Source organism: Nocardiopsis listeri NBRC 13360, assembly GCF_001570765.1.
GTDB lineage: Bacteria > Actinomycetota > Actinomycetes > Streptosporangiales > Streptosporangiaceae > Nocardiopsis > Nocardiopsis listeri.
In genome coordinates, this window is sequence record NZ_BCSH01000066.1 from 1 (window position 1) to 16,879 (window position 16,879).

Annotated in this window: 17 protein-coding genes and 1 tRNA gene; 4 read left to right on the forward strand and 14 right to left on the reverse strand. The window is 69.1% G+C overall.

The features are described from left to right. Positions 1-94: 94 nt before the first annotated feature. Positions 95-910, reverse strand: coding sequence for an SDR family oxidoreductase (locus NLI01S_RS19475; RefSeq protein WP_067606763.1), 816 nt, complete (start codon positions 908-910; stop codon positions 95-97). Between the two features lie 96 nt (positions 911-1,006). After that, entirely contained in the window at positions 1,007-1,249 is a 243-nt protein-coding gene (locus NLI01S_RS19480) for a hypothetical protein (protein ID WP_067606687.1), read from the reverse strand. A gap of 179 nt (positions 1,250-1,428) precedes the next feature. Here NLI01S_RS19480 and NLI01S_RS19485 point away from each other — a divergent pair, with 179 nt between their 5' ends. Together NLI01S_RS19485 and NLI01S_RS19490 are read left to right on the forward strand one after the other, a co-directional pair. Continuing rightward, complete coding sequence (locus tag NLI01S_RS19485) at positions 1,429-2,604, forward strand: sensor histidine kinase (RefSeq protein ID WP_067606689.1); 1,176 nt, start codon at positions 1,429-1,431, stop codon at positions 2,602-2,604. Beyond that, entirely contained in the window at positions 2,601-3,302 is a 702-nt protein-coding gene (locus tag NLI01S_RS19490; RefSeq protein WP_190318532.1) for a response regulator transcription factor, read from the forward strand. Before NLI01S_RS19485 ends, NLI01S_RS19490 begins: the two co-directional genes overlap by 4 nt. 9 nt (positions 3,303-3,311) lie before the next feature. Here the strand turns inward: NLI01S_RS19490 and NLI01S_RS19495 are convergent, their stop codons facing one another. The 10 genes from NLI01S_RS19495 to NLI01S_RS19540 all read right to left on the reverse strand — a co-directional run bounded on the left by NLI01S_RS19495 (position 3,312) and on the right by NLI01S_RS19540 (position 13,795). Further along, a complete protein-coding gene (locus NLI01S_RS19495) occupies positions 3,312-5,072 on the reverse strand; it encodes a serine/threonine-protein kinase (RefSeq protein WP_067606697.1) in 1,761 nt (586 codons plus the stop codon). 526 nt (positions 5,073-5,598) lie between these two features. Beyond that, a complete protein-coding gene (locus NLI01S_RS19500; RefSeq protein ID WP_067606699.1) occupies positions 5,599-7,902 on the reverse strand; it encodes a heavy metal translocating P-type ATPase in 2,304 nt (767 codons plus the stop codon). Positions 7,903-7,915: 13 nt separating this feature from the next. Beyond that, positions 7,916-8,104 (reverse strand): hypothetical protein, encoded by a 189-nt coding sequence (locus NLI01S_RS19505; protein ID WP_067606700.1) that lies wholly within the window; start codon positions 8,102-8,104, stop codon positions 7,916-7,918. Between the two features lies 1 nt (position 8,105). Next, on the reverse strand, positions 8,106-8,315 hold the full coding sequence (locus NLI01S_RS19510; protein ID WP_067606701.1) for a heavy-metal-associated domain-containing protein: 210 nt from the start codon (positions 8,313-8,315) through the stop codon (positions 8,106-8,108). A 446-nt stretch (positions 8,316-8,761) separates the two neighbouring features. Further along, complete coding sequence (locus NLI01S_RS19515; RefSeq protein ID WP_067606702.1) at positions 8,762-9,361, reverse strand: GNAT family N-acetyltransferase; 600 nt, start codon at positions 9,359-9,361, stop codon at positions 8,762-8,764. A 226-nt stretch (positions 9,362-9,587) separates the two neighbouring features. Then, positions 9,588-11,087 carry an alanine/glycine:cation symporter family protein gene (locus NLI01S_RS19520; protein ID WP_067606703.1) on the reverse strand — a complete coding sequence of 500 codons (1,500 nt, stop codon included), beginning with the start codon at positions 11,085-11,087 and terminating at the stop codon, positions 9,588-9,590. A 133-nt stretch (positions 11,088-11,220) separates the two neighbouring features. Then, complete coding sequence (locus NLI01S_RS19525) at positions 11,221-11,508, reverse strand: GNAT family N-acetyltransferase (RefSeq protein WP_067606705.1); 288 nt, start codon at positions 11,506-11,508, stop codon at positions 11,221-11,223. 303 nt (positions 11,509-11,811) lie between these two features. Further along, on the reverse strand, positions 11,812-12,510 hold the full coding sequence (gene narJ / locus NLI01S_RS19530) for a nitrate reductase molybdenum cofactor assembly chaperone (protein WP_067606707.1): 699 nt from the start codon (positions 12,508-12,510) through the stop codon (positions 11,812-11,814). A 405-nt stretch (positions 12,511-12,915) separates the two neighbouring features. After that, on the reverse strand, positions 12,916-13,641 hold the full coding sequence (locus NLI01S_RS19535) for an rRNA methyltransferase (RefSeq protein ID WP_067606716.1): 726 nt from the start codon (positions 13,639-13,641) through the stop codon (positions 12,916-12,918). A gap of 79 nt (positions 13,642-13,720) precedes the next feature. After that, positions 13,721-13,795: transfer RNA gene (locus NLI01S_RS19540), tRNA-Asp, on the reverse strand. 98 nt (positions 13,796-13,893) lie between these two features. Between NLI01S_RS19540 and NLI01S_RS19545 the strand changes: the two genes are divergently transcribed. Continuing rightward, on the forward strand, positions 13,894-14,301 hold the full coding sequence (locus tag NLI01S_RS19545; RefSeq protein WP_067606717.1) for an RNA-binding S4 domain-containing protein: 408 nt from the start codon (positions 13,894-13,896) through the stop codon (positions 14,299-14,301). 4 nt (positions 14,302-14,305) lie between these two features. Here NLI01S_RS19545 and NLI01S_RS19550 read toward each other — a convergent pair whose 3' ends face one another. Together NLI01S_RS19550 and NLI01S_RS19555 are read right to left on the reverse strand one after the other, a co-directional pair. Next, positions 14,306-15,127: an alpha/beta fold hydrolase gene (locus tag NLI01S_RS19550; protein ID WP_067606718.1), complete on the reverse strand. Its 822-nt coding sequence runs from the start codon at positions 15,125-15,127 to the stop codon at positions 14,306-14,308. A 30-nt stretch (positions 15,128-15,157) separates the two neighbouring features. Beyond that, a complete protein-coding gene (locus NLI01S_RS19555) occupies positions 15,158-15,727 on the reverse strand; it encodes a hypothetical protein (RefSeq protein WP_157091079.1) in 570 nt (189 codons plus the stop codon). A gap of 119 nt (positions 15,728-15,846) precedes the next feature. On the opposite strand from NLI01S_RS19555, the gene NLI01S_RS19560 reads away from it, so the two are divergent. Next, a complete protein-coding gene (locus NLI01S_RS19560) occupies positions 15,847-16,752 on the forward strand; it encodes a PP2C family protein-serine/threonine phosphatase (RefSeq protein ID WP_067606722.1) in 906 nt (301 codons plus the stop codon). Positions 16,753-16,879 lie beyond the last annotated feature (127 nt).

Consider the following 16,879-nt stretch of genomic DNA (forward strand, 5'->3'; position numbering starts at 1 on the left):
CCCCAACCCGCCCAACAACCCCCAAAGCTCCCGGCCCGAGGCGCCCCACCAACCACCAGCCCCCCAGCCACTTCCGCTCCCTGGAATCACTCCCCTAGATGACGGACTCGCGGACGAACTTGGCCATGGGGACGGGGTCGCGGCCCAGAGCGCGGCGCACGTCCTCGGTGACCTTGGCGGCCCGACCGTTGGCGATGGCGCGGAAGCGATCGTTGAGGGTGTCCACGTAGCGTTCCGACCAGCCCATGTTCGTCGCCCGGAAGTAGAAGCCGGCCTCGTCGACCTTCTTGTACCGCCACACCGGGCTCTCGGTCCCTTTCGTCCACTTGACCACCTCGCGGAAGGTGACCGGGACGGGGCCGGTGAGGGTGTACTCACGTTCGTGGTGCGCCTCGTCGGTGAGAGCGGCCACGATGGTGTGGGCGACGTCCTGGGCGTCCACGAAGCTGACGGCGGCGCGCTTGGGCACCGGAAGTTCCAGTCGGCCGTTGCGAGCGCGCGCCAGACGGGCGAACACCCCCTCGGTGAAGTCCTGGTCCAGCCAGTTGGGGCGCACGATGGTCCAGTGGCCGAACAGTTCGCGAACCTTGGACTCCAGGCGACGCTGCTCGGAGTCGGGTGGACCGTCCTCTGCACCCATGGCGGTGACCAGGACCGCGGTGCCCACCCCCGAATCGGACGCCTGTTGCAGGAAGGCCTCCGCTCGCTCGCTCAACCCACTGGCCATGGGCACGGACACGAAGAGTCTCTCCACGTCCTCCAGCGCCGCCTTCCAGCTACCGGTGTCCGTCCAGTCCAAACGGACCTCCCCGTCCCTGGAGGCTCCCACGGCGGGCAGGCCGCGACTTCGAAGCTCGGTCAGGACACGTCGGCCCACCTGTCCGGTGGCTCCGGTGACCAAAGTACTCATCGGGTGTTCTCCCAGCTTCACGCGCGGGTGCTCCGCCTGTTGACGCTACCTAGTCGCGCGCGTGGAACGGGCGTGAAACGACGTGAGCGAGGGGATTCAGGTGGCGCTTCGAGGTCGGGAGAGCGCTTCGGTCACCACGATGAGCAGGATCCCGACCGCGGACAGCCCCAGGTTCGCCAGGATCGCGTTCTCTTGGAGCCCGGGAACCTGTTGCACGACGAACCGATTGAACGCGTTGAGTACGACACCCAGGACCGGTTGGGCCCAGAGGTGATCGATCACCCCGCTGATCCCCATGACGGTGAGCAGGAAGCCGACGCCCTGCAGTGACTTGCGCATGGTCCGAATCTAGGCGCGAAGTCCCCGCCGGGGGATCGGGCACAGGCATGGGCCCGATGGACCAAGGTCTTCGCCGTGGCCCGAGGCGTTCGACCAAAGTATCGCTCGACCGGTCTTCGGTACCGAGTCCGCTCGGCGGAGCCCGATCCGCGCTCGCGCGCTCGTAGACTCCGGAGTCGATGAACGACACGGCCCCGTCCCCGCAGCGGCACCGGCGCAGTGCGCGCGACTGGATCGTCGACTCCCTGATGTTCCTGATCGCTCTGGGGTTCGGGCTGCTCGGCGCGATCACCTTCCCCGAAGACCCGTCACCGCCTTCGGTTCCTGAGCCGTTCCGGGTCGCCGACCAACTCATCGCCCTGGCCTCCTGCGCGGCCCTGTGGTGGCGACGCCGGTGGCCGATCCGGCTCGCGGTGGTCCTCGTGGTGTTGTCGGCCGTCTTCCCCCTGATGGGCGGGGCCATGCTCGCGGCCCTGTTCTCCCTGTGCGTGCATCGGCCACCCAAGGAGGGCCTGTGCGTGTTGGGCCTGAGCTTCGTGGCCTCCTTCGTCAACGTGTCCCTGCACCCCGATCCCCACGCCCCGTTCCTGGTGATGTTCCTGCTCAGCGCGGTCTTCCAGGGGGCCGTCGCCGGGTGGGGGATCTCCGTGCAACACCGACGTCAACTCTTCGAATCTCTGCGGGAGCGAGCCGTGCACGCCGAGGCGGAGGCGGAGCTTCGTGCCGAGCACGCCCAGCACCGGGTCCGTGAGTCCATCGCCCGCGAGATCCACGACGTGCTCGGACACCGGCTGTCCCTGTTGAGCGTGCACGCCGGCGCCCTGGAGTACCGGCCGGACGCACCCGCCGAGGAGGTCGCCCGTTCGGCCAAGGTCATCCGGGAGAGCGCCCACCAGGCCCTCCAGGACCTGCGCGAGGTGATCGGGGTGCTGCGCGCACCGGTGGGCGAACTGCCCCAGCCCACTCTGGCGGACCTGGCGCAACTGGTGGAGGAGGCCCGCGACGCCGGGGTCGTGGTGGAGTTCGTCGACCAGCACACCGGCCAGGTACCGGAGCACACCGGGCGCACGGCCTATCGGATCGTCCAGGAAGCGCTCACCAACGCCCGCAAGCACGCTCCGGGGGCAGATACCTCCGTGCGGGTCTCCGGGGCACGGGAAGAGGGCCTGAGCGTGTCGGTGACCAATGGACCCCCCGCTCCGGCGTCCGAGGACGGAGCGTCCACCGTGGCGGGCTCCGGCCAGGGGCTGATCGGTCTGTCCGAACGGGTCTCGTTGGCGTTGGGGCGTCTGGAGTACGGAACCACCGAGAACGGGGGCTGGAACCTCACCGCCTGGCTACCGTGGACGGCATGAGCGAACGGGACGAACAGCGACGGATCGGCGTGGTGATCGTCGACGACGACGCCCTGGTGCGGGTCGGCCTGGTGATGATGATGGGCGGGGCCCCCGACGTGCGGGTGCTGGCCGAGGCCGAGGACGGCGGTCAGGTGGAGGAGCTGGTCCGCGAGCACTCTCCCGACGTGGTGCTCATGGACATCCGGATGCCCACCGTGGACGGACTCACCGCCACCGAACGGCTCCGGGCCATGCCGGACGCGCCGGAGGTGCTGGTGCTCACCACCTTCGACGCCGACGAACACGTGCTGCGGGCTCTGCGCGCGGGCGCTGCCGGGTTCCTGCTCAAGGACACTCCACCGGAGGAGATCGTGGAGTCGGTCCGTCGGGTGGCCCGTGGTTTTCCGGTGCTCTCCCCCGCCGTCACGCGACGGCTCATGCACCGGGTGGCGCACGGCGACCACAGTGAGCGGGCGGAGCGGGCCCGACGTCGCCTGGCCGTGCTGAACGCCCGCGAGACCGACGTGGCGGTCGCGGTCGGAGAGGGGCGTTCCAACGCCGACATCGCCGCGCGCCTGTTCCTGAGCGTGCCGACGGTCAAGACCCACGTGTCGAGCGTCCTCACCAAGTTGGAGCTCAACAACCGGGTACAGATCGCGTTGTTGGTGCACGACGCGGAGTTGCTGGACTCCGACGGAGCCCGAGATCGGGACTGAGGCTCGGGTTCAGCCGGCGGGCTCGAAGGTCTCGGACATGCGGTCCAGGAGCGCGTGGTTGACCGCCGGGTCCTCCGGGCTCACCAGGAACAGCGCGTAGCCCTTCTCCTTGGTGTGGAAGCCCCGGTTGATGGCGTGCATCTCCCCGCCCCGGCCCTGGAAGGTGAACTCCCAGTCGGCGGCGCTGACGTAGTCGTCGGTCCAATCGGCGTCCAGGTCCTCGATCCCGATGAGGGAGTAACCGGAGAAGTTCCCACTGCCGGTCGGCTCGAAGTCGCGCCAGTCGTCACCGGCGTCCGGGTTGGGGTTGTCGGTCTGGTCGACCAGCAGGTATCCGCCGTCGGGGTTGCGGAAGTAGACCATGTGCCCGTCGCGATCGATGTCCCAGTCCTCCGGGACGTCGACTGCGAACCCGCTGGGGTCCTCGTGGCGGGTGAGGAAGTCCCAGTCGTCCTCGTCCTCTGTCTCCTCTTCCTCCGAGGCCTGCGCCTCCTCCTCGGAGGGCGCCTCCTCCGGTTCGCTCTCCCCGTCGGTGCCTCCGGCGCCGGCCTCGTCGGTCTGGTCGGAACCGGGGTCCTCCTCTTCCTCCGATCCCCCGGTGGTCGCGGCGACGTCGCCGGGGCGGCTCGCGCTGACGTAGACGGTGGTGATCACCGCTCCGACCAGCACGACGAACACGAGCGCCGCGGCCACCAGCACTCCGAGGCGGGAGCGCTTCTTCCCGTCGCCACGGGGCCTGTTCGTCACCGCACCCGACGCGGTCGGGGCCGCGGGTTCCTTCTCGGGGGCGGAGTCGGCGGCGTTGACCGTCCGGTCGACCATGCCCGAGCTCGTCACCGGGTTCCACTCCGGCTCCTCCTCGGCGACGGGGTCGGAGAAAGCGTCGTCCGCCGTCGGGGACGCGACCAGGGTGGTGGCGGCGAGCGTGGGGGAGGTCCTCTCTCCGTCACGGATGCCGAGCAGTAGGGAGCGGACCTCGGTGACCGACGGACGGTCCTCGGGGCGTTTCTCGCACAAGGCCTCCAGGACCGGCCGCAACGCCCCCGCGTTGGGGGTCTCCGGGAGGTCCTGGGTGACGATGGCCGTCAGGGTGGCCATCGGTGTGGGTCGGTCGAAGGGCAGGGCGCCCTCCACCGCCTGGTAGAGGGTGATGCCCAGGGCCCACATGTCCGAGGCGGGGGTGGCGGAGCGACCGTGCGCGATCTCCGGTGCGAGGTAGCTCGGCGAACCGATGAGCAGACCCGTACTGGTCAGGTGGGTGGAGCCGTCCAAATGCGCGATGCCGAAGTCGGTCAGGACGGCCCGGTCGTTGCCCGCGATGAGTACGTTGCCCGGCTTGATGTCGCGGTGCACGATGCCGTGGCCGTGCGCCTCGGCCAGGCCGGCGGCCATCTGCTCGCCGATGCTCGCGGCCCGCTCGATCGAGATCGGCCCCCGGTCCCGGATGACGTCGCCCAGGGACGGTCCGTCCACGAGTTCCATGACGATCCATGGGCGGCCGTCCTCCTCGGCCACGTCGAACACCGTGATGATGGTCGGGTGGCTGAGTTGGGCGGCGCTGCGCGCCTCGCGGAGCATACGGGTGCGCAGGACCTCCACCTCGTGCACGGGGAGGCCGGGCGGGGTGGTCAGCTCCTTGACCGCGACCGGGCGGTCCAGCAGGGTGTCCGTTCCACGCCAGACGCGTCCCATTCCGCCCTCGCCGATGACCTCGTCCAGACGGTAGCGGTTCACCAGGACACGGCCGGGGTCGGCTTCCGAACTGTTCATGTTTCGCATTCCTCGGGAGGGCCCGTGCGGACGGGCAGGAGCGTGAGCGGGGGTGGGACGCAGATGTGGGGGACCAAGACGAGTGTAGGAGCCGCAGGGCCCGTTCGTGTGCTTCCTCGAAGGCGCGAACAGTGTCCCCATCAGGCGACAGATCCGACCAAATCACCCTTGACGTGCGAAGACCCCGCCGGGATCCGCGTGGATCGATCTCGACGGGGAGGGCGTCTTCGGGCGTGTTCTTCCACGCTGTGCTCTGGTCGGAGGTAGGCCCCCGATCACACCGGCAGAGTCACGGCTCCGGCGTCGATGATGGACGGTGACGCCGTCGGTTCCACTTCGTCCACCCCCGAGGTCGAGATCGGGGGACCGCTCGAACAGGCGCGGTGGGACCTCGTCGACCTCCACGCGGGTCAGAGTCGCACCCGGGAAGTAGTTCCTTCCGTGGGAGAAGGTCGGTCTACCCCGGCGGCTCTCCTCCCGGGTGACGAGGGCGTGGGTGCGCCCCTCTCGGGCGCACCCCACGTCGTCAGCCGTTTCGCGGCCGGCTCTCGACCGGGTCGAGCGTGTCGTCGCTCAGCGGACGGAAGCGGCGCAGTCTTCCGCTGTTGCTCACCACGAACACGCTGGACAGAGCCATCGCCGCGCCCGCGAGCATCGGGTTGAGCAGACCCGCGGCGGCCAGCGGCAGCGCGGCGGTGTTGTAGGCGAACGCCCAGAACAGATTGCCCTTGATGGTCCCGAGGGTGCGGCGGGACAACCGGACCGCGTCGGCGGCGACCCGAAGGTCGCCCCGGACCAGGGTCAGGTCACTGGCCTCGATCGCCACATCCGTGCCGGTGCCCATGGACAGTCCCAGGTCGGCCTGGGCGAGGGCGGCGGCGTCGTTGATCCCGTCACCGACCATCGCCACGACGCGTCCCTCCGACTGGAGCCGGCGGACCTGCGCGACCTTGTCCTCGGGCATCACCTCGGAGACGACCTCCTGGATGCCGACCTCGGCGGCGACGGTGCGGGCCACGGCCGCGTTGTCACCGGTGAGGAGGATCGGGTTCAGACCCAGGTCACGGAAGCGTCGGACCGCCTCGGCGCTGGTGGGCTTGACCGTGTCGGCCACGGCCAGGACCCCTCGCGCCCGGCCGTCCCAACCCACGGCGACGGCGGTGCGCCCCCGCGACTCGGCCTCCTTGAAGGCCTGTCCCAGCTCGTCGGGCAGTTCCTGGGACCACTCGGCCAACAGCGCGGCCCTGCCCACCAGGACGGCGTGGCCGTCCACGATCCCCTGGACGCCCCGGCCCTCGATGTTGACGAAGTCCTCGGGGGTGGGCAGGTCTCCCACGCGCACGGTGGCGCCGGTGGCGATGGCCCTGGCGATGGGGTGTTCGGAGGCCGATTCCAGGGACCCGGCCAGCCTCAGCACCTCGTCCTCGTCCTCGCCGTCTCCGACGGTGACGTCGGTCAGGGCCATCTTCCCTGTGGTGACGGTACCGGTTTTGTCCAGTACCACGGTGTCGACCCGTCGGGTGCTCTCCAGCACCTCGGGACCCTTGATGAGGATGCCCAGCTGGGCGCCGCGACCGGTGCCCACCATGAGGGCCATCGGAGTGGCCAGGCCCAGCGCGCACGGGCAGGCGATGATGAGCACGGCGACGGCGGCGGTGAAGGCGGCACCCACGGAACCCCCGGTACCGAGCCAGAAGCCCAGGGTGGCGACCGCGATCATGATGGCCACCGGAACGAACACCCCGGAAACCCGGTCGGCCAGGCGCTGAACCTCGGCCTTGCCGTTCTGAGCGTCCTCGACCAGGCGCGCCATCTGCGCGAGCCTGGTTCGGGACCCGACCCGGGAGGCGCGCACGACCAGTCGGCCACCGGCGTTGACGGTGGCGCCCACGACGGCGGACCCTGGCGAGACCTCCACCGGCACGGACTCACCGGTGAGCATGCTCATGTCGATGGCCGAGGTGCCCTCTTCCACCTCGCCGTCGGTGGCGATCTTCTCGCCGGGACGGACCACGAAGCGGTCACCGACGGCGAGCCGGTCGACCGGGACGAGTTCCTCACGTGCCGCGGCGCCCTGCCCGCGCAGCACGGTGACCTCCTTGGCGCCCAGTTCCATCAGGGCGCGTAGGGCGGCTCCGGCGCGCCGTTTGGAGCGCGCCTCGAAGTACTTCCCGAGGAGGATGAAGGAGGTGACGCCCGCCGCGACCTCCAGATAGACGTTGGCCGCACCATCGGTACGGGCGATGGTGAACTCGAAGGTGTGTGTCATTCCCGGGACCCCGGCGGTACCGAGGAAGAGGGCGTACAGGGACCACAGGAAGGCGGCGGCCACACCCAGGGAGACCAGGGTGTCCATGGTCGCGGTGCCCAGCCTGAGGTTCTTCCAGGCGGCCACGTGGAAGGGCAGGGCGCCCCACACCACCACCGGGGCGGCCAGGGTGAGGGAGGCCCACTGCCAGTACGTGAACTGGAGCGCGGGGATCATCGCCATGAGGATGACCGGGACGGACAGCAGCATGGAGACCAGCGCGCGATCGCGCAGGGCACGCGCGGGGTCCTCCGGTTCGGCCACGCCCTGTTCCGGTTCCGGGTCGGGCGCCGTGGCGGTGTAGCCGGCCTTCTCGACCTGGGCGACCAGGTCGTCCAGCGGGGTCGGCTCACCCTCGAAGGTCACCCGGGCCTTCTCGGTGGCGAAGTTGACGGTGGCGGTGACGCCCTCCATCTTGTTGAGCCGCTTCTCCACTCGGTTGGCGCAGGCCGCACAGGTCATCCCACCGATGGCCAGTTCGACCGGCGCGGATCCGGTGGACGTCGTTCCACCCTTGTTCATTTTCCGCTCCAGGTCATCTCTGGTGTTCCTCGTCGCCGTCGACGTGGTCACGTCCGTCGTCGGGCGCCTGTTCCACGCTCTCGCTCGGGGAGCCGTCGCCCTCTGGCAGCACGGGGCCGGTGATGGAGCCGGCCCCGAAGGCCGCCGCGAACACGACCACGAGGCCCACGGCGTAGAGACCGAGTTTCGTGGTCACGCCCATGTCAGCCCGCCACCTCATAGCCGGCCTCGTCGATCGCGGCGCGCACGGCGGCGTCGTCGATCGTCCCTTCTCCCGTGACGGTCACCTTCTTACTCTCCAGGTCGACCTCGACACCGGTGACGCCGGCGACGGCGCCGACCTCCTCGGTGACCGAGTCGACGCAGTGTCCGCAGCTCATTCCCTCGACGGTGTAGACGGCGGTGCCTGCCATCGGTGCCTCCTCGTGTTCTTTGGGACCTCCGCTAGCGCTTCGGCCCGTGTTCGGGGGCCTTTGCAGAGGGATCGGGTTTCAAGCAACACAGCATCGTCGTCTACGCCTGCCGCTCGTTCCTCGCTCGCGGCCTGACTCGTCTTGCACTGTGTTGAAGCAAACCCAGGCCCTCCGGACCCGAACGGGTAACCCCCGTTTTCCTGTGGGTCGCTCCCACTGAGACCAACATACCCCCCTGGGGTATGTGAGTGTCAAACGTCCGTGACGTCCCCGCCGGCACGCGGTCGCCAGGCTACCCCAGGGGGGTACCAAGAAAAGGCAAAACCCCACGTCGAAGAGGACGGGCCCCCCGGGTGCCCGGACGACACATCATCCGACACCCGAGGGGCCCGTCGTACTCGCTCGGCGCATACCCTCCCCCGGTTCCCCGAGGCGCGCCGCCGGAGCTACTCGGTCTTCAGTTCCAGGCGGGCCACCACCCGCTCGCTCAGGTGGTGCTGGGCCAGGGTGAACCCGGCCCGACGGAACATCTCCACGGTGCCGGTGTAGACCTCGGCACTGGGGGCGCGGCCGCCCGCCGTGTCGACCGGATAGGCCTCCAGCACTCGGGCGCCGTTGGCGCGCGCGTACTCGATGGCCCCGCCCAGAAGACGACTGCCCTGCCCCCGTCTACGGCGGCGCGGCGGCATCCAGAAGCAGACCAGGGACCACACCCCCGGCTCCTCCGGGTCGGCGGGGCGCAGGGTCCGGGAGCGGGACAGTCGGATGAAGTCCTCCCGTGGGGCCACGGACACCCAGCCGCAGGGGCCGTCCTCGTCGTAGGCCAGCAGCCCGGGCACCCGCCCGTCCAAGGTGAGCCGCCGCAGCTCTTCCTTGTTGTCGCGACCACGCAGGGATCGCTCACAGGAGACGCTCGCCGTGTGGTCCTTGGCCCGCCTCCGAAAGAACGTGCACCAGCAGTGCCCGTAGGCTCCCGTCGGACCGAACAGGTTCTCCAGGTCGTTCCACCGCTCGGCGGTGGCGGGCTCGATTGAGACGATGGACATCGGACTCCCTCGCGAGACACAACTCTGACCGCCACATGTGATGAAGCACACTAGCGGTGATCCGCTGTGACCGAAAGGACACGGATGCCCGATAACGCCTACGGTTAGGGGTTTGTGCGCATTTTCAACAGAATCGAATGGCAACCAGAACGCCGTGGGGCGCATCCAAGACATCTCGGATGCGCCCCACGGGACTTCGTGCCGGCGTTTCAGGGGCCGAAGGACCTCAGGAGTCGACGGACTCCTTCTCACCACGTCCCGCGCCCTCTTCCGGCGCCCAGCACTGCACGCCGCGCACGTCCGGCAGCCGGTCCCGGGTGAAGACCGGGTCGATCCCCTGGCGACGCTGCTCGTTGTAGTCCTTGAGCAGGCGGCAGGCGATCACCGTCAGCGGGGTGATCGCGATCAGGTTGACCAGCGCCATCAGACCCATGGTCGTGTCCGCCAAGGTCCAGATCAGGTCGATCGAGCCCAGGCAGCCCAGGAAGGTGGCGACCAGGAAGACCACCTTGTACACGAACAGGACGGTCCTGTTCTCGCTGAGGTACTCGATGTTGGACTCGCCGTAGTAGTAGTTGCCGAGCACCGAGGTGAACGCCACCAGGAAGATGATGAGCGTCATCAGGTGCAGCGCCCACGGGCCCAGCATCGACATCAGGGCCATCTGGGTCATGTCACCCTGCAGCACACCGTCGAAGGTGCCCTGGTAACCCAGCAGGACGATGAAGGCGGTCACCGAGCAGACCACCAGGGTGTCCACGTAGACGCCGAGGGTCTGTACCAGGCCCTGCTTGACCGGGTGGGTGACCGAGGCGCTGGCTGCGGCGTTGGGCGCCGAACCCAGACCGGCCTCGTTGGAGAACATTCCTCGCCGCACGCCCTGGATGATGACCACACCCAGCGCCGCCGCCGCGAACTCGCCCAGACCGAAGGCGTTCTCGATGATCGACATGAACATGCCCGGCACCAGCCGCCAGTTCATCACCATGATGATCAGACCGATGACGATGTAGATGGCGGCGAAGACCGGGATGAGGGCCTGTGCGGTGTTCGCGATACGGCGGACGCCACCGAAGATCACCAGGCCGGTGAGGAACACCAGCAGCACACCGATGACGGCGGAGAGGACCGGACCGGTCGCCACGCCCAGTTCCCCGGCCGAGTTGGCGACCGTGTTGGTGATGGTGTTGCTCTGCACCGCGTTGAACACCATCGGGAAGGTGATGATGAGGATGACCGCGAACACGATGGCCAGCCAACGCTGTCCGAGTCCGCGTTCGATGTAGTAGGCGGGGCCACCTCGGTACCCCGCGGGGTGACGGACCTTGTACAGCTGCGCGAGCGTGGACTCCACGAAACTGGCGCCGCACACCACGACGGCCATCACCCACATCCAGAAGACGGCGCCAGGGCCGCCCAGGGAGATGGCGATGGAGACGCCGATGATGTTGCCCGTACCGATCCGGGCGGCGGCGGAGATGAAGAAGGCCTGGAGTGAGGAGACCGCCTTCTTCCCGTCCGGTGCGACCTCGGGCTTGCTCTTCAGTACCCGGAACATCTCCGGGAACATACGGAACTGCACGAGGCCGGACCGGATGGTGATGTAGAGGCTCACCACGATCAGGAGCGGGATGAGGATCCACGCCCAGAGGAAGTCGTCGTTGAAAACGCCGACCATCTCGGTGAGCCGAGCGCCCAGGGCGGGCGCTGCGTCTGCGAGTATCACGAGGGTGGGGCTCCTTTGCTCCAAAGAACAGACAACCGAAACCCCATGCCCGCACAATGGGACAGAACACCGCAACCACGCGCACTGACGCACGATGGTGACCGTTCCGTTACCGACCTCGGGAACCCCGGGTTCAGCCTTCGTGCACCAGGTCCGCGTAGTCCGGGTTGCGCTCGAAGAAGTTCTGCGCGAACGGGCAGATCGGCACGACCTTCAGGTGACGTCCACGGATGTGGTCCAGGGACTCCCGCATCAGCGTGCTGGCCACGCCCCGCCCCTCGAACGCGGACTCCACCTCCACGTGCGGCAGGGCCAGCACCCCTTCGGCGATCAGGTGGTAGGCGGAGAACCCGACCACCTCGCCGTCCGCGCTCACCTCGTACCGCGAGCGCTCCGGCACGTCGACGACGGTCAGTTCCATTGCCACTACCCCAAGTTCGCGCATTCGTCGCGCACCCGTCGTGCGCGTGATGGGTCCCACAGGAGAACACGTTCCCATACCCACCACACGCCCACACATCGGGTCGCCGAACGGGTCGGTGACCGGCGAGACGGGGGCCGGTGCTCGGTTCTCAGCGGCGCAGGCCCCCGGCTTCGGCCGTGAGGCGGAAGCCGACCCACCGGAACAGGCCGGCGCGTCGATGTCCCGACCCGGCCCAGGACCCACCGGTACTTCGTGGCGCGGGCGGGCACGGAACGCTCCACGGCGACGGGTCCGGACCGCTCATGGTTCCTTCCCGCTCGCGCCCGTCCTCGGGAGCGGGACGCGTGGCCGCGTCCCGTGGGGTTCCATGCCCACGTCCTTCCCGAGCGGCCCCACCTCGGCACGGAGGGGCGCGGGGAGCGTGTGCCGGACCGCCTCCACCACCCGCGCGTAGGGCGTCCCGTGCTCGCGCAACGCCTCGGAGAGCAGGTCGAGTCCGGTCCGATGGTCCACCAGCAGTTCCAATCCGATGTCGGCGTCGCCCCTGGCCGTGAACTCCAGCATCACGGCCAGGTGGTCGGGCAGCTCACGGGCGTGCGCCCGCCAGCCGCACTCCGCGTACGCCCGTTCGATCTCCGCCAGGGCGTGACCGCGACGCCGGGTGTCCCCGTCGGTGTAGTGGGTCATGTGCAGGGCCCGGCGACAGCGCGGGTCGAACACGTCCACGTAGTGCGCGCACAGTTCGAACTCCGGCGTGCTGGCGGCGTGTTCGCAGAACTCCAGCAGTTCGGTCCGGGCCGGCCCCTTGGGCAGCTCGGCGACGGCGCGCGCCACCAGCGGGAGCCGTTCGAAGAAGCCCTCGTCCGGATAGCCGAGCAGGACCGAGGCGGACTGGTGGGTCACCGCACGGGCGTGGGTCCGGCGCGCCTCGCGTCCGGCGCCCAGCCATCCGGATCGTACTCCGTCGTCGTTGTTCGTATCGTCGGTGGTGGTGCTCATGGTCGACCCCTTACGCGGGCCCGGGGCTCCAGCCCCGCCCGTTGTCGGTACCGTCGTCCTTCCGGGGTGGGAAGAGTCCGTCGGGGGCTCCGAACCCGCTGAGGAATGGTCGGTGGCCGGGGTTTTCCCAGAAACGATTCCGTATTCGACGCACACATCGCGGTCCCCGCCATTTTTACTCCGCGTCGCCATAAGGAAAACACCCCATTTGCCGGCCCGTTACCACAGTGGGGACAAGAGACCAGGGAAGCACTTCCGACCTCGGCTGCATTCCGTTAGCAAATATGCCTGTTGCGGCGGGAAAGTCATACTTCCCACACCGCTTCGAACGACAATCACGGCAGCCGGAAAGAGGGGGCACCGCGACATCGGCCGTCCACAGGCTGTGGGCGATGGCGGGCGGGATCAGATCCCGGTGAGGTCGCGGGCGCGGACCAGGACCGCCGAACGGTTGCCGACCTTGACCCGTTCCAGCGCGCGCACGCCCTCGGGCAGCTGCACCCGGCGCGTGCGCGCGGTCAGCACGACCACGGAGCGCTCCGGCAGTACCCGCCCCATCGAGGAGAGCAGCCCGTGGACCGGGTCCTGCGGGATGTCACCCTCCCATCGGGTCATCTCGCCGTAGGGGACGTCGGTGACCACGAGGTCGGCGTCCACCGGCTCGGCGAGGGCGAACACGTCGGCCACGGCCGACTCGTGCGGGAGGTCGCCCCCGGTGACGGCCAGCCCCGCGGCGAGGTCGCGGGCTGCCTCGGCGCGTTCCACGTAGGCGACACGACCGAAGTCGAGGGCCGAGCGGCGTAGCTCGCGCTCACGTTCGGCCAGCCCTTCGGCGGTGAGGAGTTCGAGGTTGCGGGCGGCGATGGCGACGGCGTCGGGGTCCACGTCCGAGGCCCGTACGTGGACCAACAGGTCGCGGTGGAGCAGACCCAGGACCGTGACCAGGTAGCCGCTACCGCAGCAGGGGTCCCACAGGCGGGCCCGCTCGTGGCCGAGGTGCACCATCGCACGTTGAAGGAGTTCGCTGGCCAATCGGACGGGGAAGCCGGGGAAACCCGGCGCAGACCGCAGAACCTGTCCACTCGCCAGCGCGGAGTGGTCCGTACGCTCAGTGGCGTACCGGTAACTCACAAACGTCCCCCGTCCAGACGACAACGTCCCCACAACGCCGAAGGCCCGGTGTCTGAGGGACACCGGGCCTTCGATGATGCGGTCCTGACGGGATTTGAACCCGCGGCCTCCACCTTGACAGGGTGGCGAGCACTCCTAACTGCTCCACAGGACCTCGTTGCGTTCACAACTCTAGCGCGACTCCGGAGTACTTCGTACCGCCGTCGCCCTAAAGTGGTTCGAAAGTACCCGCGACCGACGAGAGGACCTTGCGTGAGCGAGCAGTCCGCCCCCCTTCCCACCGGCCCCGACTCCACGCGGGTGGACCGTTGGCTGTGGGCGGTACGCCTCACCAAAACCCGCTCCGATTCGGCGCAGGCCTGCCGTGGCGGGCATGTTCGCGTCAACGACCGACCGGCCAAACCGGCCACGACGGTCAAGGCGGGCGACCAGGTGCGGGTGCGCCTGCACGGCACCACCCGGATCGTGGACGTGACACACGTCATCGTCAAGAGGGTCGGGGCGTCCGTCGCGGTCCGCTGCTATGAGGACCGCACTCCGGCCCCACCGCCGGAGGCCCGAGGGCCGGTGATCCGGCGCGATCGCGGCGCCGGTCGGCCCACCAAGAAGGACCGTCGCATGCTGGACCGGTTGCGGTCCGACTTCCCCCCGCCCGCCTGAGCCCTCAGGAGCTCCCTTGTCCGGTATCTCCGTTGAGCCCGGAGAGCGGGTGTTGGGCGAGGAAGTCGCGGACGGCATCGGTCGCCTTGGGGACCGCCTCGTGCAGGTAACCGTGACGGGCGCCGGGCAGGACCAGCAGTCGGGCGTTCGGGATGCGTTGGGCGAGCAGTTCGGCGTTGGCCACGGGGGTGAGCTCGTCGTCCTCACCGTGCACGACCAGGGTGGGCGCCTGGATGCGCGGCAACAGGTCCCAGCCGTCGTGCTTCATGCTCGCCTCGTAGTGGCGGCGCTGGGCACGCAGCGGGTTACGCGGCACGATCCGGGACACCGTCTCGGGGTTCGCGTCGGCCCACGAGGGTGAGTAGAACAGGTGCGCGATGAGGCCGCGTCCCTCCTCGGTGTTGGCTTTGCGCAGGGCGATCGACGCGTGGTGCGGGCGCTCGACCTCGTTGCTCCCGCCCGGCGCGGTGGCGCCCAGGACCAGCGCACCGACCCGGTCGGGCGCGATCGAGGCGAGCGTCTGGGCGATCTTTCCGCCCATGGAGAAACCGTACACGTGGGCGCGTTCAACGCTCTCGGCGTCCAGGACGGCCAAGGCATCGTGGGCCAGCAGTTCCATGCTGTAGGGGCGGTCGAGGGGAACGTCGCTGCCGCCACTGCCGCGCATGTCCATCAGGATCACCCGGTGACGCTCGGCCAGATCGGCGTACACCCCCTCCCACATGGTGTGGTCGAGGGATTGTCCGTGGATGAGCAGCAGCGGCTCACCCGATCCGTGGACGTCGTACCGAATGCGGGTTCCGTCAGCGGCGGTCGCGTGGTTCACGCCAACGGACACTACCCGACAAAGCACGCCTCACGAGTGGCGCGAGGACCGCGAGACCACGTGGTCCTCATGCCAGGAACGATAGGCCGCCCAGCCGAGCACGGCACTGGCCACCAGCATGACGAACACTCCGGACCCCGGCGCCACGTCCTCGTCCGGGACCCCCGCCCAGAACCAGGCCACGAAGGACAGGAACGGGACCAGACCGCACAGCACCATCAACGTCACGAGCCGAAAGCCGCTCTGCCCGAAGTGACAGCCCACCGCGAAGCCGACCTGGATCAGGAGGAGGGCCAGGCTCAGGAAGAAGAGCCCATGCCCCTCGGCGAGCGCTCCCCACAACACGTCCCAGCCCGTCGAGTAGCCGGTCGGCTCCAGCGCGTCCACAGCATCATCGAAGACGCGAAAACCCCCACCTTCACGGATCCAGGGCAGGGCCGGCGACAGGAACAGGGCGACGGTGCCACCGAGGAACGCGGCGGCCGTCGTCCGGTCCGACGGAGCGTCGCCGTTCAGCCTCTGCAAACGCATCTCCAAGCGGTTGACCCGAACGCGCAGGCGCTCGGTCTCGCTCGGCTGTTCCTGATCGTTGGACCTCACGGAAGGGTCTCCTCGACTCGTCGGAAGTGGTCCGTCCACGATCTCGTGTCCGGTGACCGCGAACCAAACCACCCCTGAGGAGCATCTCCCCGGACCCCACCACCGGGAGAGGAGCGCGAATGCACACACCCGTCATCGCCGCCGACTCCGACCAGGGGCCTCGGGAACACCAACAGGACGCGTACGCGCACCAGGTAGCCGACGCCTCCGGCGGCTGGCGCGCGTCCCTGGCCGACGGCTTCGGCGAACACCCTCGCACCCGTGAGGCCGCCGTACTCGCCGCCGTCACCGCCATAGAGGCCGGCGGCGAGGCCTTGGACGCCGTTCTCGCCGCCACAGGCGCGATCTCCCTCGCCCACCCGGGAGCCGACTGCGTGATGGTGCACGCGCGCCAGGACGCCCCCGACGACCCCATCGACGTCGCCTGGGTCGGCGACTGCCGGCTCTGGACCTGGTCACCCGGCGACGGGTTGCGCCGGCACACCCACGACCACACCTTCGGGCAGCGGTTGCGGGACCGGTACGTGGCGGAGGACCTGGCGCGGGCCGGCGACAACGCGCTCACCACCTCGGTCGCCACCGCTGCCCTCGCCGACATCGGCACCGCGACCGCTCCCCCGGCGGAACTGGTGCTGTTCACCACCGACGGGGTCCACGACCACGTCGACGAACTCCTGCTGGCCGAACTGGTCACCGACCACGCGCACACCCCGGACGTCCTGGCCCAGGTGTTGGTGGACGCCGCCCGCGAAGCGGAGAGCGGCGACAACGCCACCGCCATGGTCATCCGCCTTCCCCTCCCGGAGTCGCCCTACCTGTCCCGGCAGGAGCTACTGCTGGACGGTCTGGCCCACGTCGACGGGTTCGACGACGACCAAACCGTCCTGCGCCGCCTCGCCGAGGACCGCGCCGTGGGCATCGCGTGCGATCGGTTCCTGCTGCGCGAGGGCACCACCTACTGGTGCACGAAGGACTCCGACCACACCGACCACCACGTCAGCTGGCACGGAGTCACCTGGAGCTAGGACGTGTTCCGCGGATCATTCCGGGCTCGCGACCACCAGGCCGCCTCTCGCTGCGCCGACTTCGCTCGGACAGCCGAACCCGGGCATACCTTCGCTCCTCGTCTTGCGAGAGGTTGCATGGAGGCCG

What these genes read in the sequence shown, in the direction of transcription:
- NLI01S_RS19495 (WP_067606697.1), bottom strand. Translation starts at nt 5,072, where the DNA reads ATGAACAGTTCGGAAGCCGACCCCGGCCGTGTCCTGGTGAACCGCTAC.
- NLI01S_RS19505 (WP_067606700.1), bottom strand. Translation starts at nt 8,104, where the DNA reads ATGGGCGTGACCACGAAACTCGGTCTCTACGCCGTGGGCCTCGTGGTC.
- NLI01S_RS19525 (WP_067606705.1), bottom strand. Translation starts at nt 11,508, where the DNA reads ATGGAACTGACCGTCGTCGACGTGCCGGAGCGCTCGCGGTACGAGGTG.
- narJ (WP_067606707.1), bottom strand. Translation starts at nt 12,510, where the DNA reads ATGAGCACCACCACCGACGATACGAACAACGACGACGGAGTACGATCC.
- NLI01S_RS19560 (WP_067606722.1), top strand. Translation starts at nt 15,847, where the DNA reads ATGCACACACCCGTCATCGCCGCCGACTCCGACCAGGGGCCTCGGGAA.
- NLI01S_RS19475 (WP_067606763.1), bottom strand. Translation starts at nt 910, where the DNA reads ATGAGTACTTTGGTCACCGGAGCCACCGGACAGGTGGGCCGACGTGTC.
- NLI01S_RS19485 (WP_067606689.1), top strand. Translation starts at nt 1,429, where the DNA reads ATGAACGACACGGCCCCGTCCCCGCAGCGGCACCGGCGCAGTGCGCGC.
- NLI01S_RS19515 (WP_067606702.1), bottom strand. Translation starts at nt 9,361, where the DNA reads ATGTCCATCGTCTCAATCGAGCCCGCCACCGCCGAGCGGTGGAACGAC.
- NLI01S_RS19490 (WP_190318532.1), top strand. Translation starts at nt 2,601, where the DNA reads ATGAGCGAACGGGACGAACAGCGACGGATCGGCGTGGTGATCGTCGAC.
- NLI01S_RS19480 (WP_067606687.1), bottom strand. Translation starts at nt 1,249, where the DNA reads ATGCGCAAGTCACTGCAGGGCGTCGGCTTCCTGCTCACCGTCATGGGG.
- NLI01S_RS19500 (WP_067606699.1), bottom strand. Translation starts at nt 7,902, where the DNA reads ATGAACAAGGGTGGAACGACGTCCACCGGATCCGCGCCGGTCGAACTG.
- NLI01S_RS19510 (WP_067606701.1), bottom strand. Translation starts at nt 8,315, where the DNA reads ATGGCAGGCACCGCCGTCTACACCGTCGAGGGAATGAGCTGCGGACAC.